The sequence below is a fragment of the Streptomyces achromogenes genome, assembly GCF_030816715.1.
GTDB classification, from domain to species: domain Bacteria; phylum Actinomycetota; class Actinomycetes; order Streptomycetales; family Streptomycetaceae; genus Streptomyces; species Streptomyces achromogenes_A.
In genome coordinates this window covers 5813262-5839929 of record NZ_JAUSYH010000001.1, presented here as the reverse complement: position 1 = coordinate 5839929, position 26668 = coordinate 5813262, and the positions used below count along the sequence as shown (strand labels likewise).

The 26668-nt window shown below is 73.1% G+C and carries 26 protein-coding genes and 1 pseudogene; 11 read left to right on the top strand and 16 right to left on the bottom strand.

Annotation, left to right across the window (positions count from 1 at the left end):
* Positions 1 to 57: 57 nt before the first annotated feature.
* The 7 genes from QF032_RS26410 to QF032_RS40910 all read right to left on the bottom strand — a co-directional run bounded on the left by QF032_RS26410 (position 58) and on the right by QF032_RS40910 (position 10978).
* Complete coding sequence (locus tag QF032_RS26410) at positions 58 to 1554, bottom strand: aKG-HExxH-type peptide beta-hydroxylase (protein WP_444875855.1); 1497 nt, start codon at positions 1552 to 1554, stop codon at positions 58 to 60.
* Positions 1551 to 2747: an FxsB family cyclophane-forming radical SAM/SPASM peptide maturase gene (locus tag QF032_RS26405; protein ID WP_373430493.1), complete on the bottom strand. Its 1197-nt coding sequence runs from the start codon at positions 2745 to 2747 to the stop codon at positions 1551 to 1553. The genes QF032_RS26410 and QF032_RS26405 overlap by 4 nt, the downstream gene beginning before the upstream one ends.
* A gap of 276 nt (positions 2748 to 3023) precedes the next feature.
* Positions 3024 to 3254, bottom strand: coding sequence for an FxSxx-COOH cyclophane-containing RiPP peptide (fxsA, locus tag QF032_RS26400; RefSeq protein ID WP_307057723.1), 231 nt, complete (start codon positions 3252 to 3254; stop codon positions 3024 to 3026).
* A gap of 26 nt (positions 3255 to 3280) precedes the next feature.
* A complete protein-coding gene (locus tag QF032_RS26395) occupies positions 3281 to 6763 on the bottom strand; it encodes an SAV_2336 N-terminal domain-related protein (RefSeq protein ID WP_307057721.1) in 3483 nt (1160 codons plus the stop codon).
* Between the two features lie 7 nt (positions 6764 to 6770).
* Positions 6771 to 7793: an AAA family ATPase gene (locus QF032_RS26390; RefSeq protein ID WP_307045845.1), complete on the bottom strand. Its 1023-nt coding sequence runs from the start codon at positions 7791 to 7793 to the stop codon at positions 6771 to 6773.
* A 108-nt stretch (positions 7794 to 7901) separates the two neighbouring features.
* Positions 7902 to 10247, bottom strand: a complete 2346-nt coding sequence (locus tag QF032_RS26385) for a VMAP-C domain-containing protein (RefSeq protein WP_307057719.1) — start codon at positions 10245 to 10247, stop codon at positions 7902 to 7904.
* Positions 10244 to 10978, bottom strand: a complete 735-nt coding sequence (locus tag QF032_RS40910) for a CU044_2847 family protein (RefSeq protein ID WP_444875854.1) — start codon at positions 10976 to 10978, stop codon at positions 10244 to 10246. The genes QF032_RS26385 and QF032_RS40910 overlap by 4 nt, the downstream gene beginning before the upstream one ends.
* Before the next feature lie 233 nt (positions 10979 to 11211).
* On the opposite strand from QF032_RS40910, the gene QF032_RS26375 reads away from it, so the two are divergent.
* The 3 genes from QF032_RS26375 to QF032_RS26365 all read left to right on the top strand — a co-directional run bounded on the left by QF032_RS26375 (position 11212) and on the right by QF032_RS26365 (position 13794).
* Positions 11212 to 11394 carry a DUF6104 family protein gene (locus QF032_RS26375; protein WP_019058231.1) on the top strand — a complete coding sequence of 61 codons (183 nt, stop codon included), beginning with the start codon at positions 11212 to 11214 and terminating at the stop codon, positions 11392 to 11394.
* A 167-nt stretch (positions 11395 to 11561) separates the two neighbouring features.
* Entirely contained in the window at positions 11562 to 12626 is a 1065-nt protein-coding gene (locus QF032_RS26370; protein WP_307045841.1) for a DUF4097 family beta strand repeat-containing protein, read from the top strand.
* Position 12627: 1 nt separating this feature from the next.
* Positions 12628 to 13794 carry a PadR family transcriptional regulator gene (locus tag QF032_RS26365; RefSeq protein WP_307057718.1) on the top strand — a complete coding sequence of 389 codons (1167 nt, stop codon included), beginning with the start codon at positions 12628 to 12630 and terminating at the stop codon, positions 13792 to 13794.
* A gap of 28 nt (positions 13795 to 13822) precedes the next feature.
* Here QF032_RS26365 and QF032_RS26360 read toward each other — a convergent pair.
* From QF032_RS26360 to QF032_RS26345, 4 genes and pseudogenes are all read right to left on the bottom strand, one after another.
* Positions 13823 to 14432, bottom strand: a pseudogene (locus QF032_RS26360) (Clp protease N-terminal domain-containing protein).
* Positions 14432 to 14641, bottom strand: a complete 210-nt coding sequence (locus QF032_RS26355; RefSeq protein ID WP_018571396.1) for a helix-turn-helix domain-containing protein — start codon at positions 14639 to 14641, stop codon at positions 14432 to 14434. The pseudogene QF032_RS26360 and the gene QF032_RS26355 overlap by 1 nt, the downstream one beginning before the upstream one ends.
* A gap of 123 nt (positions 14642 to 14764) precedes the next feature.
* Entirely contained in the window at positions 14765 to 15730 is a 966-nt protein-coding gene (locus QF032_RS26350; protein ID WP_306949331.1) for a zinc-binding dehydrogenase, read from the bottom strand.
* Between the two features lie 317 nt (positions 15731 to 16047).
* Positions 16048 to 17277 carry an NAD(P)-dependent malic enzyme gene (locus tag QF032_RS26345; protein WP_307045835.1) on the bottom strand — a complete coding sequence of 410 codons (1230 nt, stop codon included), beginning with the start codon at positions 17275 to 17277 and terminating at the stop codon, positions 16048 to 16050.
* A gap of 635 nt (positions 17278 to 17912) precedes the next feature.
* Here QF032_RS26345 and QF032_RS26340 point away from each other — a divergent pair.
* From QF032_RS26340 to QF032_RS26330, 3 genes are read left to right on the top strand one after another with little or no spacing between them, the layout of a single operon-like run.
* Entirely contained in the window at positions 17913 to 18875 is a 963-nt protein-coding gene (locus QF032_RS26340; RefSeq protein ID WP_307045833.1) for an ABC transporter substrate-binding protein, read from the top strand.
* A 39-nt stretch (positions 18876 to 18914) separates the two neighbouring features.
* Positions 18915 to 19883 (top strand): amino acid ABC transporter permease, encoded by a 969-nt coding sequence (locus QF032_RS26335; protein ID WP_306949333.1) that lies wholly within the window; start codon positions 18915 to 18917, stop codon positions 19881 to 19883.
* Positions 19880 to 20641: an amino acid ABC transporter ATP-binding protein gene (locus QF032_RS26330; protein ID WP_306949334.1), complete on the top strand. Its 762-nt coding sequence runs from the start codon at positions 19880 to 19882 to the stop codon at positions 20639 to 20641. Before QF032_RS26335 ends, QF032_RS26330 begins: the two co-directional genes overlap by 4 nt.
* A 64-nt stretch (positions 20642 to 20705) precedes the next feature.
* On the opposite strand, the gene QF032_RS26325 is transcribed toward QF032_RS26330, so the two are convergent.
* The gene (locus tag QF032_RS26325; RefSeq protein ID WP_307057716.1) at positions 20706 to 20939 is read right to left on the bottom strand and encodes a hypothetical protein; all 234 of its coding nucleotides are present in this window, start codon (positions 20937 to 20939) and stop codon (positions 20706 to 20708) included.
* Between the two features lie 199 nt (positions 20940 to 21138).
* On the opposite strand from QF032_RS26325, the gene QF032_RS26320 reads away from it, so the two are divergent.
* Positions 21139 to 21768 carry a CGNR zinc finger domain-containing protein gene (locus tag QF032_RS26320; RefSeq protein ID WP_306949337.1) on the top strand — a complete coding sequence of 210 codons (630 nt, stop codon included), beginning with the start codon at positions 21139 to 21141 and terminating at the stop codon, positions 21766 to 21768.
* Here the strand turns inward: QF032_RS26320 and sodX are convergent.
* Positions 21672 to 22106, bottom strand: coding sequence for a nickel-type superoxide dismutase maturation protease (sodX, locus tag QF032_RS26315; RefSeq protein ID WP_307045827.1), 435 nt, complete (start codon positions 22104 to 22106; stop codon positions 21672 to 21674). The genes QF032_RS26320 and sodX overlap by 97 nt on opposite strands.
* Before the next feature lie 145 nt (positions 22107 to 22251).
* On the opposite strand from sodX, the gene sodN reads away from it, so the two are divergent.
* Positions 22252 to 22647: a superoxide dismutase, Ni gene (gene sodN, locus QF032_RS26310; RefSeq protein ID WP_057584215.1), complete on the top strand. Its 396-nt coding sequence runs from the start codon at positions 22252 to 22254 to the stop codon at positions 22645 to 22647.
* Between the two features lie 241 nt (positions 22648 to 22888).
* Here sodN and ppk2 read toward each other — a convergent pair whose 3' ends face one another.
* Positions 22889 to 23815, bottom strand: a complete 927-nt coding sequence (ppk2, locus tag QF032_RS26305) for a polyphosphate kinase 2 (RefSeq protein ID WP_307045825.1) — start codon at positions 23813 to 23815, stop codon at positions 22889 to 22891.
* Between the two features lie 170 nt (positions 23816 to 23985).
* Between ppk2 and QF032_RS26300 the strand changes: the two genes are divergently transcribed.
* From QF032_RS26300 to QF032_RS26290, 3 genes are read left to right on the top strand one after another with little or no spacing between them, the layout of a single operon-like run.
* Positions 23986 to 24396, top strand: coding sequence for a helix-turn-helix transcriptional regulator (locus tag QF032_RS26300; RefSeq protein WP_306949340.1), 411 nt, complete (start codon positions 23986 to 23988; stop codon positions 24394 to 24396).
* An 11-nt stretch (positions 24397 to 24407) separates the two neighbouring features.
* Positions 24408 to 24842, top strand: coding sequence for a VOC family protein (locus tag QF032_RS26295; protein WP_306949341.1), 435 nt, complete (start codon positions 24408 to 24410; stop codon positions 24840 to 24842).
* A 36-nt stretch (positions 24843 to 24878) separates the two neighbouring features.
* Positions 24879 to 25670: a VOC family protein gene (locus tag QF032_RS26290; protein WP_307057714.1), complete on the top strand. Its 792-nt coding sequence runs from the start codon at positions 24879 to 24881 to the stop codon at positions 25668 to 25670.
* A 60-nt stretch (positions 25671 to 25730) separates the two neighbouring features.
* On the opposite strand, the gene QF032_RS26285 is transcribed toward QF032_RS26290, so the two are convergent.
* Both QF032_RS26285 and QF032_RS26280 read right to left on the bottom strand, forming a co-directional pair.
* The gene (locus tag QF032_RS26285; protein WP_307045819.1) at positions 25731 to 25925 is read right to left on the bottom strand and encodes a hypothetical protein; all 195 of its coding nucleotides are present in this window, start codon (positions 25923 to 25925) and stop codon (positions 25731 to 25733) included.
* 53 nt (positions 25926 to 25978) lie between these two features.
* Positions 25979 to 26563, bottom strand: a complete 585-nt coding sequence (locus QF032_RS26280; RefSeq protein WP_307045818.1) for a dihydrofolate reductase family protein — start codon at positions 26561 to 26563, stop codon at positions 25979 to 25981.
* Between the last annotated feature and the right edge of the window lie 105 nt (positions 26564 to 26668).

Genomic DNA, 26668 nt, shown 5'->3' with positions numbered 1-26668 from the left:
CGCGCGCGCCTCGGCCCGACGATCTTCGCTCACCCGACGGCCCCTCGCAGGCCATCCTCATTCTTTCGGGCGTGGCAGAGCCGGAGTATGACGCTGTGTCCACAAAGCGCGTGCGGCCTTCACGTAGGCGTCGGCCCGGGCGGTGTGGTCGCGGGGCGCCGGGTGTTCGGCCATGCGTTCGTAGGCGGCGGCCATCTCGTCGACGAACCGGCGTCCGCGGACGGTGAGGTCGGGCGAGCCGACGAGCGCCGGCAGCGCCGCCTTGACCTGGGCGCGGTAGCGGGCGTGCCGGGACCAGGCGTACTCGCGGTCGGGCGGCGGGACGACCAGCGCCCGGTGCTGGAAGTAGTCGGCGAGGGCCAGATGGGAGTACACCCCCTGGAGCAGGGCGTCGTACGGCCGGGGGCCCGTCTTCCAGGGGGCGAAGTAGCGGGCCTCGGGACCTGCGTGATGGAGCGTCACCAGGTTGCCGAGGGCGGCGAGTTTGGCGTGGTGCAGTTCGTGGACGAGGGTGGCCGCGAGGGCGACGGCGTCGTGCGGGGGGCTGGCGAGCAGGGCGCCGAACGCCTCGTGCCGTGTCGCGCTGCAGCTGTCGCGCCCGTCGGCGCCCGGCGGGCTCTCGAGCGGGACGAGGCAGCGCAGCAGGGCCGCCGCTTCGGCCACCCGGTGCGCGCCGCCGGAGCGCAGGGCCGCCTCGGTGCCCGACCAGGCCTGCAGCCAGCGTTTGTGGTCCGTGTCGTCGAGCACGGCCGGTCCGCCGAGGCCGCGGTGGCCGGGCCCGGGCGCGGTGCGGTACGGGTCCACGTCGTCCAGGGGCAGGGGGGCGGCGGCGGGCAGCAGGCCGGGCAGGGTGCGCACGGGCGTCCAGGCGAGGGCGGCGGACCAGGCTCCGATCCCGCTCTCCAGGTGGACGACGACGTCGGGCGCGTCGGGCCGGCGCAGTGTCAGCCGTCCGTGCCGGTGGGTGACGTCGACGGGGGCGTCCGCGCCGGTGGCCGTGTGCAGCGCGCCGAGGGAGGGCAGGGCGAGCACCCCGGCGCGGGCGGTCAGCCGCACGGTGAAGGGGATGCCGGCGCGGGCGGCGGCCACCGCGGCGAGGGCGCTGAAGTGGGCCAGGTCCTGGCGGAGCCGGCGGTCCCGGTGCGCGTCCGCGGGGCCGCCGCGCCCGTCGAGCCCGCGCAGACAGCTCAGCGCCCAGGGGCCGGTCAGCGGGTGGAAGAGGCGGGCGCGGGCGGGCGAGTGCGCGGCGCCGGGCGGGTGGGGGTGACCTGCCGGCGGGCGGGGACCGGCGGGCGCGCCGGGCGGGCGGGGGTGGTCTGCGGGCGGGCGAAGGCGGTCGGCCTCGGTGAGCAGGGCCCAGTCCTCGCGCAGCCGTGCCTTGCGTGCCGTGGAGCAGACCGCCGGGTCCGCCGCGTCGGCCGCGTCGAGGACGGCGCGCAGGAGGAGCAGGCGCCGGGTGTCCTGGTCGCGCGCCAGGAGGGCCAGCGTGTCGGGGTCCCCGCGGGTGCGGCCGAGCTCCACCAGGCCGCGTTCCGGGACCGCGGGCCGGATCACGGAGCGCCCCCTTCGCGGAGGGCGGGCAGGGAGTGCGGCGCGGGGGCGGCGTGGCCGGCGATGGCGGCTGGGGCGGTACGGACGGCCCGGACGGCGGTGGCGGTTGGGGCGGCGTCGGGCGCGTGGGCGGCGAGCCGGGCGGCGATGTGGCGGATCAGCCGCTGGAGGTCGGCGCAGTACACCGACGGGTTGCGGAAGCCGTGTCCGGCCCGGTAGCGGTGGGCGTAGTGGCCGCCTCCGCAGACCGTGAGCAGGGGGCAGGCGCGGCACTGCGGCGCGAGGGCCGCCGTGCCGGCCTGCCGGGCCGCGACCGCCGGGTGCCGCAGGGCGTCGTCGAAGGTGTTCCGGAAGACGTCCAGGCCGGTGTGCGCGGCGCCGTCGTACGCGGACTTCAGGGAGTCCGTCTGCTCGATCGACCCGTCGGTCTCCACCACGACCGCGTCGAAGGGCGCGAGGCCCAGGGACTCGGTGGCGGAGGGCATGCCCAGCAGGAGGGCGAGGCACTCCTCGAAGAGCCGCACGCGGGTCTCCCGCCGGCCCGCGTCCCACCAGCGGTCGAAGACGGCGCACAGCCATTCCCCGTGCCGGGCGCCGGACCAGTGGGGCGGCGGGGCGGACCAGTTGCCGTGCGGCAGCAGGAAGTTGAGAGCCGGGGGGCGCAGGCCGAGGAGGGACTCGTACGTCTCCACGGGGTCCAGCGTGGCGTCGACGACGGTGAGGATGCCGGCGTACGCCGCCGGCGCGTGCTCGGCGGCCAGCAGGGCGCCGCGCGCGGCGGCGGGCCAGGAGGGACGGCCGGCGTGGTCGACGCGGCGCGCGTTGTGCGCGGCCCGCCCTCCGTCGAGGCTGACGCTGATCCGGATGCCGCCGCCGGCGAGGACGGCCAGCCGTCGTGCGGTCAGCAGGGTGGCGTTGGTCTGGACGACGGCGTGGACCGTGCAGCCCGTCGGGACACGGTCCCGGACGAGGTCGGTGAAGCGGGTCAGGGTCTCGACGCCGGCCAGCAGGGGTTCGCCGCCGTGCAGGACGAGGGAGAGGTCCGTCAGGGCGTGGGCGCGGGCGTGCTCGGCGATGCGGGCCGCGGTGCGGTCGAGGACGTCGGGGGCGGCCGTGGCGGGGCGGGTGCGCCAGGTGCGGTCCGGGCCCTCGTAGAGGTAGCAGTAGGTGCAGGCGAGGTTGCAGCGGCCGTGCATCTTCACGATGAACTGCCGGAAGGCCTGTCCGGACACTCCAGCACCCCCATGCCCTACCGCTGCCCCGAAGCCGCCCCGCGGCCGCCCTTCGGCCCGCGCCGCCGCGTGCCCCGCGGCACGGCGCCCGCGCCTGGGCCGCACGGGGCGCATGCCCGAGCGCACCGCGGACACAAACCCCGACCGACCGAACTTGTCCGAGTCGCGCGCAGATAAGACCGGATCTGACTTCCAGACGATCGAACTCGTCCGATAATGGCGGCAGTTACGGAAGGGCGGTCAGAGCACGGCGTCGAACCCCCACAGGGTCTCGCTCGACCTCCCCGCCCGCTCCCGCAGGTCCTCCACCACCTCCCGCAGCACCGGATGCCCGATCGTCCGCAACTCCGCGAGGTCCAGCGCCAGCAGATCCGGCAGCGGCTCTCCCACGCCGGACTCTCCCGCTCCGGGCCCGCCCGCGCCGACGTCCTGCGCGGTCCTCTCCGCCACGGACTCGCCCCGTACGGTCATGCCCGTACCTCCCCAACCCGCTCGGCTCACGTCACCCGCTCCAGCGCGGCCAGCCGCTCCGCCGTCTCGGCGGCCGTCGGCCCGTCGGCGACCAGGCTGCCCTCCGGCAGCCGTGACCACTCCGTCCGGGCGGCCCGGTAGGCCTCCCGGGCGGCCCTCGGCCGCGAGGCCGCCTCATAGGACATACCCCGCCAGTGGTGCGCCTGCGCACCCTTCCGGACGGCCTCGTGCCGCCGGCGCTCCGTGGTGGCCGCCCCCTCGGCCTCCCGGGCCGACTCCGCCGCGTCGCGGAAGGCATCGACCGCCAGGTCGAGGCGGGCCGGGCGGCGCAGGCTGCGGTAGGCCTCGAACTGGACCTGGCCGAGTTCCAGACGGCACCGGGCGGCCAGCAGCGGGTCCGCCGCGTCGACGGCGGCGAGTCCGAAGAGGTGCTCGGCCTCGCGCAGGTCGACGCGGTCCCCGCGGCCCCGGTAGCGCAGCATCAGCGCACGGCCGAGCAGCAGCAGCCGGTGGGCGACCTGCGCGCTGCCCGCCGGGGTCTCCATCCGGCAGTCCCGCAGCACGCGGATCGCCCGGGAGAGCGTGCCCTCGGCCCGCGCCCCGGTCTGCAGTCCGGCCAGCCGCAACAGCGCCTCGCCCCACTCGGCGAGGACGTCGGCGTGCGCGGGCGCGTCGCGGGACATGCGCTGGGCGGCCTGCGCGAAGCGGTCGGCGGCCGTCTCCAGCTCCGCCGCGTCGCCCGACTCCCGGTGGCGGGCGACCGCGATCCGGCCGGCCCGCGCCAGCAGCGCCGCCCGCCGGCCCTGTTCGCGGACCAGGGCGAGGGCCTCGTCGACGCGGGCCTGGGCGTCGTCCAGCGGACCGCCCGCCTGGAGCAGCGCGTCGACCAGGTCGATCAGGACGCGCACCCGCGCGCGTGCCGACTCCGCGGTGTCGGGCGCCTCCCCGGTGTCGAGGGCGGCGCGCAGCGACTGCGCGCCCTGCTCGGCGTAGACGCGGGCCTGCACGGGGTCGGCGGTGGCACCGGAGAGGCGCAGCAGGATCCGGCCGTGCTCCAGGGGGAGTTCGGGGGGCCGCTGCCGGCGGTCGGGCCAGACGTCGGCGAAGGCCTCCAGCATGCCGACGGCGCCCTGGAGCAGCGCGCTGTCCCCGCCGAGCCGCCACTGCGCCTCCAGGGCGCGCACCCGCTCCAGGGTGAGTTCGAGGGCCTGGTGGTGGTCGAGGTCGGGCGCCGCGCAGGCGACGGCGTACTCGCGGTCGGCGCGGCGCAGCAGGTCCAGGGCGCCGGCCGGGTCGGCGCGGCGTCTGCGGTCGGTCGCCGCGGCGTGCAGCACCCGCGCCAGGACGGCCCGTTCGTGCAGCCGCCCCGGGTGCGCCGTGGCGCGCTCCGCGGCCGCCTCCGCCTCCTGGAGCAGGTCGTCGCCGCCCTGCACCTCCCACAGGCGCAGCGTGCACCGCGCGTACTCGGCCCACAGCTCGGGGTCCGCCCCGGGGGGCCGCTCGTGCTCGGTGGCGCCGCGCAGCAGCTGCACCGCGTCGATGACATCCTGGATCATGCCCTCGCCGTCGAAGCGCTCGATCAGCGTGCGGGCCCGGCGGACCGCCTGGTGTGTCGGCCGCTCCTCGGGACGCCCCGGGCCGGTGCGGCCGATGGGCGTCTCGAACTGCTCGGGCAGCGGCATGAAGCGCCGCAGCACGCGCGCGGCGACCTCGGCGAAGGGCTGCGGCACGGGCGCCTCGTCGCCGTTGCCGCCGTGGTCCCCGTTGTCCCCGTGGTCGGCCCGGTCGGCGCGGCCCGCGGCGCCGGCGGCGGGCGCGTAGGGGCGGCCCGCGCCGCCGTCGCCGAGCTGGGCGAGGGCCAGCGCCGGGAAGTTGGGGCCGCCCTTGCCGAAGCGCTGCTCGATGTACTCCGAGCAGTGCTTGAGCACCAGCATGGCCTCGTCGCGGCCGAGCCGGGACAGCAGGGCGTCGCGCACGTCCGCATCGATGCGGTACCACTGGGCGCCGTCGTCGGCGTACTCCTCCGACTCCCGTGTGAGCAGGCCGCCGACCAGCACCTCCGCGAGCTCCGACGGCCCCGAGTCGGGCAGCATCGTGCGCTGGACGAGCTGCATGACCGGCAGGCACAGGGGCGCGGCGGCCAGGTACACGGCGAGCCGTCCGGCGGCCGGGGAGGCGCTGGAGCTGAACCTGCTGACCCGCTCGAACGGGGTACGCCGCCGGTCGGCGCGCCCGGCGGGGGCGGGCGGCTGGTCCGCGCGCACCCAGCCCACGGCGCCCGGCACCGGCCCGGCGCCGGCCCCGGACAGCAGCCTGGCCCAGGCGCCGAGGGCCACCGGCTCGGGCGGCAGCACGGGCACCGGCAGAGCTCCGCGGCGGGCCTCCGCCGGAACACCGGACGGGGTGCGCACCCGCAGTGCGGCAGCCCCGCCCAGCGTCTCGCCCCTACTCAACTCGCAGAAGACCACGGGCAGTCGGGTGCGGTTCCACAGGCGCTGCGGAAGCGGCTGGAGCACGGCGACCGGGCCCTGCCGGGAGAGGTGGTGCAGCAGCCGGTGCGCCTGTCCGCTGTGCCACAGCGGGCCCGCGCAGTCGCTGACGAAGAGCACGATCCGGCGGCCGGTGGGGTCGCTGAGCCGGTCCGTGGAGTGCAGCGGCGCCGCGTACACGTCGGGGCTGCGGCTGACGGCGGGAGCGCCGTCCGGGCCCTGGTGCAGATGGCTGACCTTGATGTCCGAGAAGGCCCCCAACTGGCCGAACACCTGCTCCAGTTCGAAGAAGAGCCGGTCCCAGACCCGCATCGACGACGAGGCGTCCAGGACCAGTTGGAGCCGGGCGTCGCCCCGGACCACGGCACGGTAAACGGGCATGATCAGGCCGCCCGCCTGTGCGCTGCGCTCCGCCGTCGCCGTCTCGTCGAGCCGTGTGCGCAGCGGCGGCGCCGGGCTGCGGTAGCGCTGCAACCGCCGCAGCGCGCGCTGGAGTTCGAGCGGGGCGGGCAGCGCGGGGGCGGCGGGCACGCCCACCGGCAGCGCGGCGGCCCGGCCCACGCCGCGGGCGCGCGGGACTCCGTCCTGGGGCACCGGGTACAGGCTCACGCGTCCGTCGGCGCCCACCTCCTGCGGGGGCGGCTCCGGCCGCTCGGGCCGCTCCCCCCGCCCTCCTCCCTCGGGGCCCCCGCCCCGACCGCCGTCGCGCAGGAACGCGGGCCTGTCCGTGGCCTCGGCACGCGGCTCCTCCGGTTCGGGCAGGTCCGCCGGCCGGGTCCACCGCGCCAGCCACAGCGCGTCGCACAACTGCTCCACGTCCGGATCGAGCCCCACCCCGCGCAGCCGCGCGACCAGTTCGGCGAGCGGGTCACCTCCGTCGGGGACCGCGGCCGGGGCCCGGGCCGTGAGCGGGGAGGCCGAGGGATCGTCGTGGTCGCCCTGATCGCGGTGGTCCTGATCGTGGTGGTGGTGGTCGTCGTCGGGCGGGACGGGGCCGTGGCGGGCCGCTGCGTCGGGCATCAGGCCCTCACCTCGGGCGGTCGAGTCGCTGGATGAGCAGGTCGGCCAGCCGGTCACGACTGGGCGGCGCGGCCGCGTCGGTGAGGTAGATCGCGTTCAACAGCTGGTCGGCGGCGAGGAGTTCGCTGCGCGACCGCTCCAGGAACCGCGTGATCAGATCGTCCCCCGCACGGGCCGCCTCGTCGCCGAGATGCGCGCGGACGAAGGTGGCGAGCCGGCTGTGGTCGGGGCGCCCCAGCTCCAGGTGGATGCACCGGCGCATCAGCGGGGCCGGGAAGTCGCGCTCCCCGTTGCTGGTGAGCACGACGAACGGGAAGGCGCGGCAGCGCACCCGTCCGTCGCGCACCCGTACCTTCACGCCGTCGGCGGTCAGCACCTCCGCCTCGCCGTCGGGCAGCCGGTCGGCGATCCGCTCCAGCTCGGGTATCGCGAACTCGCCCTCCTCCAGGACGTTCAGCAGGTCGTTGGGCAGGTCGATGTCGCTCTTGTCCAGCTCGTCGATGAGCAGCACGCGCGGTGTGTCGGAGGGCAGCAGGGCGGTGCCGAGCGGCCCCAGCCGGATGTAGCTGCCGATGCCCTCCACCGCGCCCGGCGAGCCGGCCGCCGACCCGAACCCGCCCTGGGCCGCGATCTGCACGTCCTGGAGCCGGGCGATGGCGTCGTAGTGGTAGAGCCCGTCCTGCAGTGCGGAACGGCTGACGATGGACCAGCGCAGCACGTTGCCGAGCCCGAGTTCGTACGCCACCGAGTGGGCGAGGGTGCTCTTGCCCGCGCCGGGGCTGCCCGTGACGAGCAGCGGACGGCGCAGATACAGCGCCGCGTTGATCATCTCCAGCTCCTCGGCGCCCGGACGGTGCAGTTCCGCCAGGTGCCGGTGCGCGCCGAGCCTGCGGTCCTGGGAGCCGTCGCCCGACCCCGCCGCGTCCCGGCTGGTGAAGTCCCGCCACGGGGGAGGGTCGGGCAGCCGCTCGATCCCGTCGTGCGGTTCGCCGGCGCCTCGGTAGATGAGCCACTCACTGGATTCGGTCATGATCCGGTCCTCGTCACTCGTCCACTGCCGCGGCGGTCCGAACGTGCATCACGTTATCCATCCTGGAGGTGCCTGGTAAGGGGCCGGCCGGCCCCGCGGACGGGTGCCTCAAGGGGCCTCCAGCAGGTCACCCGTTCCGGGGAGGGGCTGGTGGGGATCGTCGTACAACAGGGCCACGCCGTCGGCCCAGAAGGACTCCGTGCGGCCCTCGCGCAGCCGTACCCGGAGATCGTGCACGGCCTCCGGAAGGTGCCGCACGGTGGGCGGTTCTGCGATCTCGTCGATCGTCCCGCGGTGGAACTCGCCGCAGACGGCGTCCGACCGGCCGCGCCGCCGGCGCCACAGGGCCACGCCGTAGCCGCCGAGCACGATCCGGGCGAGCGCCTCCGCGTCGTCCTCGTAACGGAGGTCGCCATAACGGCAGAGCACCGGGACGGTGCCGTGCGACAGGGCGCGCAGCTGCTCGACGGTCGGTACGGGTTTGCGCAACCCCTCGTCGCAGTCGAGGACTTCGGCCCGCGCGCGGTGCGCGTGCAGCCAGCGCCAGCGGGCCCGGCGCTCCGCGTCCACGTCCTCGTCGCCGTAGTCGTCGTACCCGCCGCCCTCATCGCCGTACGCACCGTGTTCGTCGTGTACGTCGTCGTTTCCCGGCGCCTCCGGATTTCCTGCGTCCTGTGGGTCCTGTGGGTCCTGTGGGTCCTGCGGGTTTTGCCGGTCGTGCCAGTCGGCCGAGGCGTCGCCGCCGGCCGCGGCATACGCCCCGAACGCCCCGTCGGGCAGCCGGTCGCGGTCCGCGCAGCGCACGACGACGGGCCGCAGGGTCCCCAAGGGCGCGTCGTCGGGAGGGAGTTGCCAGGCGTCGACTTCGAGGCCGAGCAGCGCGGAGGGCAGCGCCACCTGGAGCAGCGCGGGCCTGCCGGGCTCGTCGCAGTGGCGGAAGGCCTCCGCGAGCGGTCCGGCCAGGCGGCCGGGCAGTTCGGCCAGCGGTGTGCGCTCGGCCTCGTGCAGCCGTACCGCCTCGCCGCCGGGAACGGTCACGCAGACCGACCAGTCGCAGCGGTCCGGCTCCCAGCCGCGCCGCACCAGCTCGAGCAGGGCGGAGGGCCGGGCCGCGCTGTTCGGACCACGGCCACGGGCCCGCGCGCGTGCGTCCTGCCCGGGCCGTCGGCCGCGCCCGCCGGGACCGTCCACGGCGCGCGCGCCTCCGGAGACCGTGTCGGGGGCGTCGCGCTCCACCCCGTCCCGTCGGCGCAGCCGCGCGATCCGCTGCTCGGCGAGGCCGGACCGGTAGCGGGCGCTCAACCGCTGCGCGGCCTGCCAGACCCAGACCCACAGGGCCTTCTCGGCGTCCGGGGTGCTGGGCACGACGAACGGGCGCGGCGCGGACATCGCCCGCATCGCGTAGTCGAGCACCAGCTCCAGCGCCCCGTCGTCGCTCGCGCTCTCGTACAGCGCGCCGAGACCGTCGCGCCAGCCGCGCGGCGCGGGCAGCGGAACGGGACCCTGGAGGTCGGGCAGGGAGTCGAGGATGTCCAGCAGACCGCGGGTGCTCTCGGGCGGTGGGAGCTCGGCGAGCCGGCCCAGCAGCTGGATCCGCTCGTCCGGACTGAGGGTGCGGCCCGGACGGGCGCCCAGCCTGCCCTGGACGTCGGTCCAGGTCTGCCGCCGGGAGGCCGGGTGGCGCTGCCGGTCGCGGTGGTAGCGGTCATGGGCGTGGAAGACCGCCTGGTAGAGGTCGCTGTGCTCGGCCGGCACCGCCTCCGCGGGCACCCGCAGGGTGCGCAGCTGCTCGATCCCGGTGGAGGTCCCGCCCGGCCGGTGGTCCGAGCGCGCCTTCAGGACGCCGATCACCTCGCCGCGCACCGGGTCGATCACCGGACCGCCCGAGACGCCGTAGGGCAGGTCGTTGTCGCCCAGTCGCATCTGCACGTCCGAGGACCACCCGCCGATCGTCCCCTGCACCGTGAGCGTGCCGTCCAGGACCTGTAACCGGCCCTCGCTCTCGGTCCAGCCCGCGTACAGCACCCGGCCCTCGCCGTAGTAGGCCGCCGGACGCTCGGAGACGTACACGCACTCGTGGTCGTCGACCGGTTCGGTCAGCTGCACCAGGGCCAGGTCCGGGGCCGGCCAGTTGCCGGCGGACGCGGCCCGCTCGCCACGCTCGGGCAGCGTCGCCACCACCCTGCCGGGCGCGGTCGAGGCACCCCGTCCCGGAGCCGTCTCATACACCACGGCAACCTTGCCCCCCTCCCCGCCGCAGGCCACGTGTGCGCAGGTCAGAACCCAGTTGGGAGCGACGAAGAAGCCGCTGCCGAGGAACGTCCCGGGCTCATCCAGGGCATACCCGACCACCGGGCGATGAATGCGCACGGTCGCCGCCACGACGAGTCCACGCAGCGCACGGCGGGCCGCATCCAACGCGTTCGATGCGCCCGGGGCGTGCCCGCCCGTCATGCTCCGCCCCCGCCGACGGCGCCGTCGGCCCCCCTGTGCATCGGCGCGCCGGGGGACGCGCCCGCGCGCCGCCCCCCGTCGGCGCCGGACGAAGCGGGTGCGTCGCATGAGGCAGGTGCGGCTGGTGCGGTGGTCGAGGCCGATGAGACAGGCGGCGGCGACGTAGGTGGCGGGGGCGGAACGGGCGACGGGGGCGAGACGGGCGGCGGCGGGGGCGGTGAGGCGGGTGGAGCCGGTGCGGTCGATGCCTGCACCGAGAAGCCGTCACGCGCGCGGGGGTCATTTCCAGCGGTCGCGCCGACGTTCGTTCCGGCGGTCGCGCCACCGGTTGTGCGGGCGTCCGTTCCGGCGGTCGTGCCGGCCTGGGGTGCGCCGAGGTCGGGGGGCCCGCTGTTCCAGGTCAGGGTGACCGTGATGCCGGCCTTGGCCTCGCCGTCGGCCAGCAGGCCGACGACCTTCCCGGCCTTGGCGGTCAGCTCGATGCCGAACTCGACGCTCACCTCGTCCGGCCGCACCGCCCGCAGCGGCTCCGCCAGCGACCGCGCGACCCCCGTGACGAGCGCGTGCAGGCTCTCCACGCTCGCCTCCACCCGCTCGGCGAACCCGGTGTCGCTGTACGACAGCCGCCCGGACGGCGCGGACAGCTCACCGGCGCCAGAGATACGGGCCCAGACGGGCGTCCCGTCCGGCAGCGCGATGCGCGCCACCCGTGTCACGTCCTCACCGCTCATGCCACTCCCCCGTTCCCCCAGTCCCTCCTGCCCCTCCCGCGCGTGCGCGGGCAGGCAGCGGGATCCGTCCGCACGGGGGTCCGGCGGCCCACAGGGCCGCGCCCCCCTGCGCCTATCCTTTTCCTGTCCCCTCCCCCACCGGAGAGCGGAGCACTTCCTCCCCTCGCAGGAACAAGGGTCCTTCCCCCGACGGAGGACCCCTACCCCTGCGACCGACCCACGGAGCACGATCCATGTACTTCACCGATCGCGGAATCGAGGAACTCGAGAAGCGGCGCGGCGAGGAGGAGGTCACCTTCGAGTGGCTCGCCGAGCAGCTGAGGACGTTCGTCGACCTGAACCCGGACTTCGAGGTGCCGGTGGAGCGGCTGGCGACATGGCTGGCGCGGCTGGACGACGACGAGGACGACGAGTAGGCGGTGCACGGCGGCCCGGCGGCCGCCGCGTGGGAAGGGGCGTCTCGGACGCCCCTTTTTTTCCTTTCTTGACTTTCCGCGACCGCGATATATCGTGTTTTACGGCAGACGCGATATGGCGCGTCGCCGAAGCGTCACGTCCCGTGCCGTTCAAGGAGGTCCGCACCATGTCCGAGTGGTCCGTCGCCGAACCGAGGAAACTCTCGTTCGACGAGCCCGTGAGCGAACTGCACGTGCGCATCGTCGAGGGCACCGTGAACGTGGTGGGCACCGACGAAGGCCCCGCCCGCCTGGAGGTCTCCGAGGTCGACGGCCCGCCGCTGGTGGTCAGCCACCGCGACGGGACCCTGACCGTGGCCTACGAGGACCTGCCCTGGAAGGGCTTCCTCAAGTGGCTGGACCGCAAGGGCTGGCGGCGCAGGGCCGTCGTGTCGCTCGCCGTGCCGGCCGGCACCCGGGTGGAGGTGGGCGTGGTGAGCGCCGCCGCGGTGGTCTCCGGCATCGACGGCCACGCCGAGGTGAAGGGCGTCAACGGGGACACCACCCTGGTCGGTCTCGCCGGCCCGGTGCGCGCCGACACCGTCTCGGGCAGCGTCGAGGCGCAGGCCCTCACCGGCGACCTGCGCTTCAACTCCGTCTCCGGGGACCTGACCGTGGTCGAGGCCGGCTCCTCCGTGAAAGCCGACTCCGTGAGCGGGTCGATGATCGTCGACCTGGACCCCGCGAGCCGTCCCACGCGGATCGACCTGACCAGCGTCTCGGGCGAAATCGCCATCAGGCTGCCCCATCCGGCCGACGCGCAGGTGGAGGCGAACACCGCGAGCGGCTCGGTCTCCAACGCCTTCGAGGATCTGCGGGTCAGCGGCCAGTGGGGCGCCAAGCGCATCACGGGCCGACTGGGCGCCGGCAACGGCAAGCTCAGGGCGACCACGATCTCCGGCTCGATCGCCCTGCTCCGAAGGCCCCCGACGGAGGACGCGCCAGACGGGACGGACGCGGCAGCCGCAGTGGACACAGTGGACGCGATGGACGCCGCGGGGCAGGGGACGGCGGACCCGCGGGAGGACGGGCGCGCGGAGACGCGGAGGGCGGAGACGCCGAGGCCGGACCGGGGGCCGCGGGAGCACGCCGGCGCGTCCGCCGACCCGGGGGACAATGCCGTTTCCGGCCCGGGCGGCGAGAGCTCCTCGAGCGATCCGGCCGACAGCACGACCGACAAGAAGGTGTTCTGACATGCCTCCCGTCTTCGCCCACGGCCGTCTCCGCCTCTACCTGCTGAAGCTGCTGGACGAGGCGCCGCGCCACGGCTACGAGGTGATCCGCCTCCTCGAGGAACGCTTCCAGGGCCTCTACGCGCCCTCGGCGGGCACGGTGTACCCGCGGCTGGCCAAACTGGAGGCCGAGGGCCTGGTCACCCACACCACCGAGGGCGGCCGCAAGGTGTACGCGATCACCGACGCGGGCCGTGCCGAACTCGCGGACCGCAGCGGCGAACTGGCCGACCTGGAGCTGGAGATCCGCGAGTCGGTCGCCGAACTGGCCGCCGAGATCCGGGCCGACGTGCGCGGGGCGGCGGGCGATCTGCGCCGCGAGATGCGGGCGGCGGCCTCCGAGGCCCGCCGGGGCGCGGGCAGCCCGAAGGCGGCGGACCACGGCGACCACGGAACCCAGGAAACCCATGGCGAGAGCGGCGAGTACGGCGACGGGGAGGCGTGGCGTGCCGCCAAGGAGGAGATGCGCCGCGTCAAGCAGGAGTGGAAGGAACAGGCGCGCCGGGCGAAGGACGAGAGCCGCCGCGCCCGCGACGAGGCCCAGCGGGCCCGCCGCCAGGCCAAGGAGGCGCAGGAGAACGCCCGCAGCCAGGCCCAGGAAGAGGTGCAGCGCATCGCCCGCCGTGTGCAGGAACAGGTCCAGGACCACTTCGCCCGGGGCGACTGGCCGACGGGCGTCCGCGAGGGCCTGACCGAACTGGCCAAGGAGTTCGGCAAGGACGTCGGCAGGGAGTACGGCAGGGACTTCGGCTTCGGCCGCACCGGAGGCGCCGGAGGCATGACGGACCGGAAGACGACCGGGCGTCCGGAACACCCCGGCGCCCCGGACCACTCCCCCGCCCAGGACCGCTCGGGCACCCCGGAAAACTTCCCCACACCGGACTGCTCCGGCGCCCCGGAGGACTTCCCCGCCGCGTACGAGCCGGTCTGGGCCCACGAGGACACCGGCGGCGACCCGACCCGCGACCCGGCCCGCGACCTGGACCGCCTCCTGGACCGCTTCCGGGACGACATCCGGGACGCGGCCCGCGACCACGGCGTCACCGCGGACCAGCTCCGCGAGGCGCGCCGCCACCTGTCCACGGCGGCGGCCCGCATCGGGCTGATACTGCGGGCCCCCAAGACGTGACGCTCACGGCCGGCGGGGGCCGGTGACCTCAGCCGCCCTCGGCCCCGGCGCCTGCCCCGGCACCGGAGTCGTCTCCCCGCCCCCGGTCGCCGTAGAGCACCCGGGTCAGGGACGCGTGCGTGACGCCGTGGTCGGCGAGGATCTCCGAGGGGACACCCGCGACGGGCGGTCAGGGCCAGCAGCAGATGCTCGTCGCCGATGTGCCGTTCGCCGTGGGCGACGGCCACCCGCAGGGTCCCGGTGAGCAGGTCCTTGGCGCCGCGGCCGAACGGCCGCCGCCCGGACCGTCCGCCGAAGAGGCCGCCCCGGCCGGCCGCGGCCAGCGCGCCTTCGCCGTGCGTCTCCTCGACCCGGGACACGATCTCCGCCAGGTCGATGCCCAGCCCGGACAGGGCGTCCGCGTCGGCCCGGGAGAGTCCGCCGCGGCGGCGCGTCTCGTCCAGGTCCCGCACCAGCCCCGCCCGACCGCCGGGCGGCAGACCGAGCGAGGCCAGCGCGAAGGAACCGCGACTGCCCTCGCGGTCGAGCAGGGACAGCAGGACGTGCGTCTCCTCGACCCGTGTCGCGCCCTCCCGCTCGGCGTGTCCCGCGGCGCCCTCGACCACCGCACGGGCGTCCTTGGTGAATCGCTCGAACATCACTGCCTCCCGTACTTCTTGTGCACGGCCTGCCTGCTGACACCGAGCTCCGCGGCGATCTCCTGCCACGACCAGCCCTGGTTGCGCGCACTGCGCACCTGCACCGCCTCCAACTGCTCCAGCAGTCGGCGCAGTGCCGCTACGGCGCGCAGTCCGACCCGTGGGTCACGGTCGCCGGCGCGCTCGGCGAGATCCGTTGCTTCGGTCATGCATGTCAACCTACGTTGACAGCCGTATCGATGTCAACCAAGATTGACACAACCGGTAGGCGAAAGGCGGGCCCGGGTTCCCCGGACCCGCCATGACCCCGCCCGCAACCCGCGGTCGACCGCTCAGCCGTTGGTGAGCACGATCTTGCCGAACAGGTCGCCGGACGCGAGCCGTTCGAACCCCTCACGGGCCCGGTCGAGCGGCAGCGTCTCGTCGATGACGGGGCGGACGCCGGTGGCGGCGCAGAAGGACAGCAGGTCCTCCAGCTCGTCCTTCGAGCCCATCGTGGAGCCGACGACCTTCAGCTCGAGGAAGAAGATCCGGGTCAGCTCGGCGTGCGAGGGACGGTCGCCGCTCGTGGCGCCCGAGATGACGAGCGTGCCGCCGGGCCGCAGGGACTTCACCGAATGTGACCAGGTCGCCGCACCGACGGTCTCGATGACGGCGTCCACCCGCTGCGGCAGGCGCGCACCCGGCTCCACCGCCTCGACGGCGCCCAGCTCCAGGGCCCGCTTACGCTTGGCCTCGTCCCTGCTGGTGGCGAAGACCCGCAGCCCGGCCGCCCGGCCCAGCACGATGGCCGCCGTGGCGACACCGCCGCCGGCGCCCTGCACGAGAACGGAGTCGCCGGGGCGCACGCCGGCGTTGGTGAAGAGCATCCGGTACGCCGTCAGCCAGGCCGTGGGCAGACAGGCGGCCTCCGCGAAGGAGAGCTCCTTCGGCTTGGGCAGGATGTTCCAGGTCGGCACGGCGACCTGCTCGGCGAAGGTGCCCTGGTACCGCTCGGTGAGGATCGAGCGCGGCTCGTCGGGCCCGACGCCGTGCCCCGTCTGCCCGATGACGGAGTGCAGGACGACCTCGTTGCCGTCCTCGTCGACGCCCGCGGCGTCGCAGCCGAGGATCATCGGCAGCCGGCCCTCCGGGAGGCCGACGCCCTTGAGCGACCAGAGATCGTGGTGGTTGAGGGAAGCGGCCCTGACATCGACGGTGCTCCAGCCGGGCCGGGCCTCGGGGGCCGGACGCTCCCCCAACTCCAGTCCGGAAAGCGGCTGGTCACGGTCGATGCGGGCGGCGTAGACGGCGAACATGCCACCGACCCTAGGGTCCGGCGGCGGCCGGCGAAACCGGACGGCACTGTGAGACATACCCTCTTGCGCTCCCACCCCGCGGCCCCGACCGGCCTTCCCAGCCTGTCCGGCAGTACCGACCGAGCATCGGTCAGCGATTCCAGCCCGTCCGGGGGCACCCCCTCCGGGGGAGATTCAGGACGAGGCCCGTTCAGGGCCGAAGCGGGGGTCCAGGGGCGGCAGCCCCGGGGACGGCGCCCTCGTCGTCACCCGAACGGGCGGGCGGTGGGCAAAGAAATGGCCCCGCCCTCCCGGACGGGACCATTCGGAGGCGCACGTCAGCGACGGGCAACCCCTTCGGCCCGAGCAGCCGCGGCAACCGCCGCGGTCACCGCGGGAGCGACCCGCTCGTCGAACGGCGACGGAATCACGTAGTCCGCCGCGAGATCGTCACCGACGACTCCCGCCAGCGCCTCGGCCGCCGCCAGCTTCATGCCCTCGGTGATCCGCGACGCCCGCACCTGCAGCGCGCCGGCGAAGATCCCCGGGAACGCCAGCACGTTGTTGATCTGGTTCGGGAAGTCCGACCGCCCGGTCGCGACGACGGCCGCGTACTTGTGGGCGACGTCCGGGTGCACCTCGGGGTTCGGGTTGGCCATGGCGAAGACGAACGCGCCCTTCGCCATCGAGGCCACCGCCTCCTCCGGGACCGTCCCGCCGGAGACGCCGATGAACACGTCGGCGCCGGCCAGCGCGTGCTCGAGCGAACCGCTCAGCCCGGCCTTGTTGGTGAACCCGGCCAGCTCGCGCTTGACGTCGGTCAGGTCGCTCCGGTCCGCCGAGACGATGCCCTTGCGGTCGGCGACCGCGACGTCCCCGATGCCCGCCTCGATGAGCATCCTGGCGATGGCGACGCCTGCCGCCCCGGCGCCCGAGATGACCGCCCGCAGCTCGCCGATGCCGCGCCCGCTCAGCCGCGCCGCGTTGCGCAGCGCCGCCAGCGTCACGATCGCCGTGCCGTGCTGGTCGTCGTGGAAGATCGGGATGTCGAGCTCTTCCTGGAGCCGGCGCTCGATCTCGAAGCAGCGCGGCGCGGAGATGTCCTCCAGGTTGACTCCGCCGAACGAGGGCGCGAGGCGCACCACCGTCTCGACGATCTCGTCCACGTCCGTGCAGGCGAGCGCGATCGGAACCGCGTCGACACCGCCGAACTGCTTGAACAGGATCGCCTTGCCTTCCATGACCGGGAGGGAGGCCTCCGGGCCGATGTCTCCGAGCCCGAGCACGGCCGTGCCGTCGGTCACGACCGCGACGACGGACGACTTCCACGTGTAGTCGTTCACCAGGTCCGGCTGTTCCGCGATCGCGGTGCACACGCGAGCGACGCCGGGCGTGTAGGCGAGGGACAGGTCGTCCTTGTCGCGGATCGGGACGGTGGCCTGCACGGCCATCTTTCCACCTCGGTGCAGCGCGAACACCGGGTCGAACGAGTCGAGGGGCTCCGCACCGCCCTCCTGGCCCGTTCCGTCGGCGCTCTCGCTGCGAGGATTGACGATCTCCGCTGCCACTGTGTCTTACCCCTTAGGTCTGCATGGTTTGAGGGTGGCCACTCCTGATTGAGAAGTGGGCGGGCATCGCGCAGAGCCGAGGTGATGCGTACGGGCGTCTGCGCGTCGGGCGCGCCGCACACGCGCCCTGAGCCCCGGATGAGGGGTGTGAAGAACCTTCTTACCGGACGGGGACCACAGCCGACGAGTCCATTCGGTGCAAGGTCACATCGCTCGGTGTGTGGACCTTCGACAGAGGTCGCCACGAGTGAGATGACTCATGCGGGGGGACGCACCAGGCTCCGTGAGTCCTCTTGACAATGCCTTGACAAGAAAGCACGTCGCGGGACGCGTCGCACCGCGGTGATCGCCCTGCGACAGGAACCGGAGATTTTTCGGCCGGAACGGGGGATTCCCGCAGATGGTCCGGCTCCGTCCGGTCGTGATGTACCGGACTGATGGGGTTCGGGGGTCGCCCGTTATCCGATTTTGACATGGCTGCCCCCCTGAATGGCGTCGTCCGAATGGCAAGATGCCGTCATCACACGAGGTCGCGACACCCGAAGGTGTGTGTTCTCGTCGACCCAACGGCATGGTCGGCCCCTCGGCTGTGTCGCCCCATCGGCATCTCCATCCATCCGCCGGAGGAACCCACCATGACCGCACGCTCCACCCGAACCACGACCGCCGCGCGCACCCGCCTGGCAGCGGTCGGATCCCTCGCGGTCGCGGGCGCCCTGCTGCTCACCGCCTGCGGGGACCAGACCGAGGGCGGCGGAAGCTCCTCCGAGTCGTCCAGCGGCTCCAACAAGGCCCCGCTCTTCTCGAAGCTCCCGGCCGAGATCCAGAAGTCGGGTGTCATCAAGGTCGGCACCAACGCCGAGTACGCCCCCATGGAGTCCGTCGAGGGCGGCAAGATCGTGGGCGTCGACCCGGACATCGCCGCCGCGCTCGGCAAGCAGCTCGGCGTCGACTTCCAGTTCACCTCGGGCGGCTTCGACACCCTGATCACCGCGGTCAACACCGGCCGCTACAACGTCGCCATGTCGTCCATCACGGACAACAAGCAGCGCCAGGAGGGCCTGGACGACAAGGGCAAGAAGCTGGGCGAGGGCGTCGACTTCGTCGACTACTTCACCGCGGGCACCGCCATCTACGTCAAGAAGGGCAACCCCAAGGGCGTCAAGACCATGGACGACCTGTGCGGTCAGACGGTCGCGGTGCAGCGGGGCACCACCTACGAGGAAGCCCTGAAGGCGCAGTCCAAGAAGTGCACGGACGGCGGCAAGAAGGCCCTCAAGATCGAGTCCTTCGAGAACGACACCGAGGCCCAGACCCGCGTGAAGTCCGGCGGCGCCGTGGCCGGCGTCAACGACTACCCGGTCGCCGTGGACATGGCCCGCAAGGCGGGCAACGGCAACACCTTCGAGGTGCTCGACGAGCAGTACGAGGCCGCCCCGTTCGGCATCGTCGTCGACAAGAAGAACACCCAGCTGCGCGACGCCCTCAAGGAGGCCGTCGACGCGATCATCAAGGACGGCTCCTACCAGAAGGTGCTGGAGAAGTGGGGCGCCGAGAGCGGCGCGATCAAGGCTGCCGCGGTCAACGGCGGCAAGTGATCACCCCGCACCTCCTGAAGTCTTCGAAGGGCAGTCCCCATGACTGACAAGCTCGACAAGTCCTCCGCGGGCGCACCACCCGAGGACACCCCGCCGGTCGCCAAGGACGCGGCGTTCTCCGGGCCGCCGGAGGCCATCAAGGCGATCCCGGTGCGCCACTACGGCCGCTGGGTCAGCGCCGTCGTCGTCATCGCGCTGCTCGCACTGCTGGTCAACGCCTTCGCCCACGGCGACATCCAGTGGGACACGGTCGGCGACCAGCTGTTCGACTCGACCGTGATCGCGGGCGCCGGGCGCACCCTGCTGATCAGCATCCTGTCCATGGTGCTGGGCGTCGTCCTGGGCGTCGTCCTGGCCGTGATGCGGCTGTCGAAGAACCCGGTGACCAGCACGGTCGCCTGGCTGTACATCTGGTTCTTCCGGGGCACCCCGGTGTACGTGCAGCTGCTGATGTGGTTCAACCTGGCGCTGATCTTCCCGATGCTGAACCTCGGTCCGATCTACAAGGACGAGATGACGGACGTCATGACGCCGTTCATGTGCGCCCTGCTCGGCCTGGGTCTGAACGAGGCCGCGTACATGGCCGAGATCTGCCGGGCCGGCCTGCTGGCCGTCGACGAGGGCCAGACCGAGGCGGCCCACGCGCTCGGCATGAGCCACGGCAAGACGCTGCGCCGCATCGTCATCCCGCAGGCGATGCGGGTCATCGTGCCGCCGACCGGCAACGAGTTCATCAACATGCTGAAGACCTCGTCGCTGGTGTACGTGGTGACGTACAACGAGCTGCTGCGCTCGACGTCGGTGATCGGTTCCTCGTCGTTCGCCGTGATGGAGCTGCTGTTCGTCGCCTCCATCTGGTACCTGGTCATGACCAGCGTCTTCAGCGTCTTCCAGTACTACCTGGAGCGCTACTACGCCCGCGGTTCGAGCCGTAGCCTGCCGCCCACGGTCTTCCAGAGGATCCGGGCGAACCTGTTCTCGATCGGCCGCGAAAGGGGTGCGGCATGACCGCGATGGTGAAGTCCGAGGGCGTCCACAAGTCCTTCGGCGCGGTCGAGGTCCTCAAGGGCATCGACCTGGAGGTCAAGAACGGCGAGGTGTTCTGCCTCATCGGCCCGTCCGGCTCCGGCAAGTCGACGTTCCTGAGGTGCATCAACCACCTCGAGAAGATCAACGCCGGCCGGCTGTACGTCGACGGGGACCTGGTGGGCTACCGCCAGAAGGGCGACAAGCTGTACGAGCTCAAGGACAGCGAGGTCGCGCTGAAGCGCCGGGACATCGGCATGGTGTTCCAGCGGTTCAACCTGTTCCCGCACATGACGGCGGCGGAGAACGTGATCGAGGCCCCGGTCCAGGTCAAGGGCCTCAGCAAGGCTCAGGCCAAGGAGCGGGCGAGGGAACTCCTGGACCGGGTCGGCCTCGCCGACAAGGCCGGGAGCTACCCCGCGCAGCTCTCCGGCGGTCAGCAGCAGCGCGTGGCGATCGCCCGCGCCCTCGCCATGGACCCGAAGCTGATGCTGTTCGACGAGCCGACCTCGGCGCTCGACCCGGAGCTGGTCGGCGACGTCCTCGACGTCATGCGCGACCTCGCCGAGTCCGGCATGACGATGGTCGTCGTCACGCACGAGATGGGCTTCGCCCGCGAGGTCGGCGACAGCCTGGTCTTCATGGACGGCGGTGTGGTCGTCGAGTCGGGCAACCCGCGCGACGTCCTGACCAACCCGCAGCACGAGCGGACGCAGGCGTTCCTGTCCAAGGTGCTGTAGCGGTACGGCACGCGCGGAAGGGGCGGTACGGGATCCTCCGTACCGCCCCTTCGTCCGTGTGCGCTCAGGGCAACAGTGCGGGATTCAGCGCCAGTTGCCTCAGCTGGGCCTTCGTCAGCGGGTAGGTCTTCAGCGGCGGCCCCTCCTTGCCGGGGCCACGCTGGGTGCCCATCCAGTCCTGTACGAGCAGCAGCGTGCCGTCGTCCCTTACCAGCCGGGCCTCCAACCAGCTGTCCGACTCCTTGTCGGCCTTCGAACCCGATACCTTCCAGATCGACAGCAGACCGGCGCCGGGCACCTTCTCGCTGGTGCAGTCCTTCTCCGACTTCGTGAAGTAGCCGTCGGCGCACGAGGCGGGGCCGGCGACCTTGGCCTTGTCGTGCAGGCGGACCGTGACGTAGCCGACGCCCCCGTCCCGCGGGCGTAATACCCTGGGAGCATCCTCAGCCGTTACGCGGCCGGGTCAACGACCGTCGAACCCCCGGTAAGGACTACAAGTGGAACTTGCCCACTACTCGGATTACGCCGTGCGTCTCGTCAACAGCGAGGACCCGGCCCGGGGCAAGGACGCGCTGACCTCGGTGGAGGCCGTCCGCGCGCTCTTCGGCGCCAGCCGGTCGGCCGCCCGCCGCGCCACCGACGCGGACGTCACCCGGTTCCGCTCGGTCCGCGGCCGGCTGCGCGCGGTCTTCGAGGCGGCCGACGACGGCGACGAGACCCTCGCGGTGGACCTGCTGAACTCCCTTCTGCTGGAGTTCCCGGTGAACCCGCAGATCTCCGGCCACGACGTCCGCGACGACGACGGCCGGCCGCTGTGGCACATGCACCTGGCCGACCACCCCTCGAACGCGACGGCGGGATACGCGGCCATCGCGGCCATGGGCCTGGCCTTCCACCTGACCGAGCACGGCGTGGACCGGCTCGGCCTGTGCGAGGCGAGCCCGTGCCGCAACGCCTACCTCGACACGTCGACCAACCGCTCCCGGCGCTACTGCTCCGACCGCTGCGCCACCCGCGCCAACGTGGCCGCCTACCGCGCCCGCAAGCGCCTGGAGACAGAACCGAAGCCCCGCACCGGCCTGGCGGCCGACAGCGCCCAGCGCAGCACCGCCAGCGGCGAGCGCTGATCCCGCCGCCGCGGGCGGTAGCGCAGCCGCACCCTGCCGAGGACCAGCTCGTCGGGCACCGTGCCGTAGTCCGTGCTGTCGCCGCCCGCGAAGGCGTTGTCGCCGAGCACCCACCACCCGCCCTCGCGGCGCTCCGCGGCCCGTTTGACGACCAGCAGGTCCTGCTGGAAGGGATGCCGCAGCACCACCACGTCGCCCGGCCGTACCCGGGCGCCGTACTGCACCACCAGCTGATCCCCGTGGTGGAGCGTGGGCACCATGGACGGACCGGTCACCTCGGCCAGCCCGAAGGGCGCGGCCGCCCTCCTCCGCTCGGTCTCCTGCGACGGTTCCGGCATGCCCGCCACCTCCCCGGTCCGCTCCTCCACCAGTCTCAGTCTGACCCCGGACTTTTGCCCTAAGCCCAAGGGGGCACCCGCGAAAAGCCCTCCCGCAGGGAGTAATGTCCCACCTGAGAAGACGATCACGAGGAAGGAACGCTCCATGCTTTCCCGCCTGTTTGCCCCCAAGGTCAAGGTCAGCGCGCACTGCGACCTGCCCTGCGGCGTGTACGACCCGGCCCAGGCCCGCATCGAGGCGGAGTCGGTGAAGGCCGTGCAGGAGAAGATGGCCGCCAACGACGACCCGCACTTCCAGGCGCGCGCCACCGTCATCAAGGAGCAGCGCGCAGAGCTCGCGAAGCACCACGTCTCCGTGCTGTGGAGCGACTACTTCAAGCCCCCGCACTTCGAGAAGTACCCGGAGCTGCACCAGCTGGTCAACGACACCCTGAAGGCCCTGTCGGCCGCCAAGGCCTCGACGGACCCCAAGACCGGCGAGAAGGCCCTGGAGCTCATCGCCCAGATCGACAAGATCTTCTGGGAGACGAAGAAGGCCTGACCTTCTTCGCCGCACCCACTGACCTGCGTTTCTTTCGGCCGCAGTGTCACTCTCCCCGCACCCGGCCCGCAGGCCGCCGTAACCTCGGCGTCCGTCCGCGGTCCGGGTGCGGTGTCGTGCGGGCGCGGTGCCGGTCGCGGTGTCGTGCGGGCGCGGGGTGCGGCCGTGCTGCGCGGCGGACGGTTCGGTCACGTTCTCCGGCGCCGCGCGGGTGTCCCCGCCCGGCAATGACGCCCGCCGGTCACGCCTCGCGCCAGCGCGGCCGGTCCGGGTCCGTCGTGTCGGCCTCGCCCGCCTCCAGCAGCCCCGCCGCGGCGCCCACGATGCGCGGGTCCGGGGTGCCGACGACCTCCTCGTCCTTGTCGGCGTAGGCGAACCGGGCGAGCACGCTGCGCATGGCCTCCACCCGGGCCCGCTTCTTGTCGTTGCTCTTGACCACGGTCCAGGGCGCGTGCGCCGTGTCCGTGTCGCGGAACATGGCGACCTTGGCCGCGGTGTAGTCGTCCCAGCGGTCCAGCGAGGCGACGTCCATCGGGCTCAGCTTCCACTGCCGCACGGGGTCGATCCGGCGGATCGTGAAGCGGGTGCGCTGCTCGCTCTGCGACACCGAGAACCAGAGCTTCACCAGGTCGACGCCGTCGTCCACGAGCATCCGCTCGAACATCGGCGCCTGGCGGGCGAAGCGCCGGTACTCGTCGTCGGTGCAGAAGCCCATGACCCGTTCGACCCCGGCCCGGTTGTACCAGGACCGGTCGAAGAGCACGATCTCGCCCGCCGTCGGCAACTGCTCGACGTACCGCTGGAAGTACCACTGCCCCCGCTCCCGCTCGGTCGGCTTCTCCAGCGCGACCACCCGGGCGCCCCGCGGGTTGAGGTGCTCCGTGAACCGCTTGATGGTGCCGCCCTTGCCGGCCGCGTCGCGGCCCTCGAAGACGATGACGAGCCTGCGTCCGGTGTCCTTGATCCAGCTCTGCAGTTTCAGCAACTCGATCTGCTGGAGCCGCTTGTGCCAGTCGTACTCCCTGCGCTCCATGCGCTGCGCGTACGGGTAGTTCTCGCGCCAGGTGTCGACCGGGGTCCCGTCGGGCCGGATGAGAACGGGTTCGTCGTGGTCGCTGTAGTCGACGCGCAAATCGGCCAGTTCGGACTGCGGGGGCGGTATCGCCATGCCCACTACCTCCCGGTCTCGGACCTCGCGCCCACGGGTGGACAGCGAGGTGACCAGCCATGCGTTCACCATGCGCCCGCCGACGCCCCGCCGCACCCCGGACGGCCGTCGCCCGGTCGGGCGGCGGAATCAGGTGACCTCCGGGCGCGTCACCGTGCCATGCTGGCAGGGTGAAACGGGAGGACCTGGTCAGACTGCGGCAGGCACGGGACCGCATGGACCGTGAGTACGCCGAACCGCTCGACGTCGCCGCGCTCGCGCGCACCGCGCTGATGTCCTGCGGCCACTTCCAGCGCAGTTTCCGCGAGGCCTACGGGGAGACGCCCTACAGCTATCTGATGACCCGCAGGGTCGAGCGCGCCAAGGCCCTGCTGCGCCGGGGCGACCTCACCGTGACCGAGGTGTGCATGGCCGTCGGCTGCGCCTCGCTCGGCTCGTTCAGCGCCCGGTTCACCGAACTGGTCGGCGAGACCCCGAGCGCGTACCGGGCGCGGTCGCACGAGCCGAGCGCGGTGATCCCGCCGTGCGTGGCCCGCAAGTTCACCCGCCCGCGACGCTCCGGACCTCCTCTACGCCCGTAAGGCTGGACACCATGGACCTGCTGCTGCACCAGTGCTTCATCGCCGTGGACGACCACGACAAGGCCGTGTACTTCTACCGTGACGTCCTCGGACTGGAGGTCCGAGGCGACGTCGGCTTCGAGGGGATGCGCTGGGTGACCCTCGGCTCACCGCTCCAGCCGGACGTCAGCATCGTGCTGGAACCGCCGGGCGCCGACCCCGACGCCTCTCCCGCCGACAAGGACGCGCTGGCCCGGCTGCTCGCCAAGGGCATGCTGCGCGGGGTCATCTTCTCCACCGCCGACTGCGACGCGCTGCACGCGCGCGTGCGGGAGGCCGGCGTCGAGGTGCTCCAGGAGCCGACCGACCAGCCGTACGGGGTGCGCGACTGCGCGTTCCGCGACCCGGCCGGGAACCTGCTGCGGTTCATGGAGCGCAAGGACGGCGCCGGACGTTCCAGCACGTGAAAGGCCCGCTCCGGCCGCCGCCTCTACGATCGGCCCATGAGCACCCGTGCCGCCCGCCCCTCCCCTGCCGTCCGCTGGACCTACGCCTTCGTCGACCGGCCCGCCCACCTCTTCGAGCGGGCGTGCGCGTTCTGGACCGCGGTCACGGACACCGAACTGTCCGCACCGCGCGGCGACGAGGGTGAGTTCGTCACGCTGCTGCCGCGGGCCGGCACGGACGCCTGTGTGAAGGTCCAGGGGGTCACGGCCGGCCACGGCGGCGCACACCTCGACCTCGCCGTCGAGGACGTGCCCGCCTTCGTGGCCGAGGCGTCGCGGCTCGGAGCGGGGACGGCCGCCGCGCACGAGGGATGGTCCGTGCTGCGCTCCCCCGGCGGGCTGTCGTTCTGCGCGGTGCCGTGGCAGGGGGAGACCGAGCGGCCGCCCGTGGTGGCGGGCAGCCGGCTGGACCAGGTGTGCCTGGATCTCGCGCCGTCCGTGTTCGAAGCCGAAGCAGCCTTCTGGAGCGCCCTGTTGCCCGACTGGTCGTCCCGGCCGGGCTCGCGGTCCGAGTTCCACGTGGTCGAACAGCCGGCCGGGCTGCCGATCCGCATACTGCTCCAGCGGCTCGACGAGGAGCGCCCCGACGGCGCGGATCAGGCCTCGGCCCATCTCGACCTGGCGTGCGGGACGGACGTCGAGGCGGTACGCGTCCGCCACGAACGGCTCGGCGCGCTCCTGGTCGCCCGCGAGCCGCACTGGACGGTGATGCGCGACCCGGCCGGCGGCCTCTACTGCCTGACCGGACGCGACCCGGAGACGGGCGGCCTGCCGCGGACGGCCTCCTGATCTCCCGACGGCCCGGCGCCAGGACGCCGGTGTCACGAGGCCGGTGTCACGAGGCCGGTGTCACGAGGCGGGGGCGGCGGGGGCCTCGGGCTTCTGGTCGGGCTCGGCGGCCGCATCCGCGTACGCCTCGCACTCCTGGTTGTGGCACGGTCCCGCCGTCCAGCGCGGCACCCACGCCCCCAGCGTCTTGTGTCGCCGGACGACGGACTGCACGGGCTGTCCACAGGCGGGACACACACGTTGTTCCCTGTCCATGACCTCAGGGTAGGGCGGCCCGGGCGCGAGCGCTCCCCGCGTGCACCGGTGGGTCAGCGTGCGCGGTCGTAGGTGCGCACCACCGCGCCGTTGCCGAAGGAGCGCACCTCGCCGAGAGCGAAGCCGGCGACGTCGCAGTCGGCGGCGAACATCGGCATGCCGGTGCCGTAGACGATCGGGTAGGTCTTGATCACCAGTTGGTCGATCTCGTCGAACAGCTCCCCCGCCAGGCGGGAGCCGCCGCACAGGTAGATGTCGAGTCCGCCCTCCTGCGCCTTCAGCTCACGCACCGTGTCGAGCAGTCCCTCCCCGACGATCTCGACCTCCGGGCTCGGCGATGCGGCGAGGGTGCGGGAGGCGACGTACTGGCGCAGGTGGGCGTACGGGCTGACATCGCCGTCCTTCAAGGCCAGGTCGTAGCTGAGCCGGCCCTGGATGACCGTGTCGAACCGCTTGTTCTCCAGGTCGTCGAAGCCGCAGGCGCGCCGGCCGCGGGTCGGCACGGTCTCCGGATACTCGGACTTCAGGAAGTCCAGGAACTCCTCGTCGACGTAGGGGAGCATCGCCGAGGCGTCGCCCGTGACGTCTCCGATGAAGCCGTCGACGGAGCAGGCGATGTAATAGGTGAGCTTTCGCAAGTGAGGGCTCTTTCCGTAGGCTGTTTTCGAACCACTCCAGTTGTAGTACTTCAGATGTAGTGGTTGCAAGGGATTGCGTGATCCGGTTCGCGGACCGCGGCAAGT

What these genes read in the sequence shown, in the direction of transcription:
- QF032_RS26405 (WP_373430493.1), bottom strand. Translation starts at nt 2,747, where the DNA reads ATGCACGGCCGCTGCAACCTCGCCTGCACCTACTGCTACCTCTACGAG.
- fxsA (WP_307057723.1), bottom strand. Translation starts at nt 3,254, where the DNA reads ATGACCGTACGGGGCGAGTCCGTGGCGGAGAGGACCGCGCAGGACGTC.
- QF032_RS26395 (WP_307057721.1), bottom strand. Translation starts at nt 6,763, where the DNA reads ATGCCCGACGCAGCGGCCCGCCACGGCCCCGTCCCGCCCGACGACGAC.
- QF032_RS26390 (WP_307045845.1), bottom strand. Translation starts at nt 7,793, where the DNA reads ATGACCGAATCCAGTGAGTGGCTCATCTACCGAGGCGCCGGCGAACCG.
- QF032_RS26385 (WP_307057719.1), bottom strand. Translation starts at nt 10,247, where the DNA reads ATGACGGGCGGGCACGCCCCGGGCGCATCGAACGCGTTGGATGCGGCC.
- QF032_RS40910 (WP_444875854.1), bottom strand. Translation starts at nt 10,978, where the DNA reads ATGAGCGGTGAGGACGTGACACGGGTGGCGCGCATCGCGCTGCCGGAC.
- QF032_RS26375 (WP_019058231.1), top strand. Translation starts at nt 11,212, where the DNA reads ATGTACTTCACCGATCGCGGAATCGAGGAACTCGAGAAGCGGCGCGGC.
- QF032_RS26370 (WP_307045841.1), top strand. Translation starts at nt 11,562, where the DNA reads ATGTCCGAGTGGTCCGTCGCCGAACCGAGGAAACTCTCGTTCGACGAG.
- QF032_RS26365 (WP_307057718.1), top strand. Translation starts at nt 12,628, where the DNA reads ATGCCTCCCGTCTTCGCCCACGGCCGTCTCCGCCTCTACCTGCTGAAG.
- QF032_RS26355 (WP_018571396.1), bottom strand. Translation starts at nt 14,641, where the DNA reads ATGACCGAAGCAACGGATCTCGCCGAGCGCGCCGGCGACCGTGACCCA.
- QF032_RS26350 (WP_306949331.1), bottom strand. Translation starts at nt 15,730, where the DNA reads ATGTTCGCCGTCTACGCCGCCCGCATCGACCGTGACCAGCCGCTTTCC.
- QF032_RS26340 (WP_307045833.1), top strand. Translation starts at nt 17,913, where the DNA reads ATGACCGCACGCTCCACCCGAACCACGACCGCCGCGCGCACCCGCCTG.
- QF032_RS26335 (WP_306949333.1), top strand. Translation starts at nt 18,915, where the DNA reads ATGACTGACAAGCTCGACAAGTCCTCCGCGGGCGCACCACCCGAGGAC.
- QF032_RS26330 (WP_306949334.1), top strand. Translation starts at nt 19,880, where the DNA reads ATGACCGCGATGGTGAAGTCCGAGGGCGTCCACAAGTCCTTCGGCGCG.
- sodX (WP_307045827.1), bottom strand. Translation starts at nt 22,106, where the DNA reads ATGCCGGAACCGTCGCAGGAGACCGAGCGGAGGAGGGCGGCCGCGCCC.
- sodN (WP_057584215.1), top strand. Translation starts at nt 22,252, where the DNA reads ATGCTTTCCCGCCTGTTTGCCCCCAAGGTCAAGGTCAGCGCGCACTGC.
- ppk2 (WP_307045825.1), bottom strand. Translation starts at nt 23,815, where the DNA reads ATGGCGATACCGCCCCCGCAGTCCGAACTGGCCGATTTGCGCGTCGAC.
- QF032_RS26295 (WP_306949341.1), top strand. Translation starts at nt 24,408, where the DNA reads ATGGACCTGCTGCTGCACCAGTGCTTCATCGCCGTGGACGACCACGAC.
- QF032_RS26290 (WP_307057714.1), top strand. Translation starts at nt 24,879, where the DNA reads ATGAGCACCCGTGCCGCCCGCCCCTCCCCTGCCGTCCGCTGGACCTAC.
- QF032_RS26285 (WP_307045819.1), bottom strand. Translation starts at nt 25,925, where the DNA reads ATGGACAGGGAACAACGTGTGTGTCCCGCCTGTGGACAGCCCGTGCAG.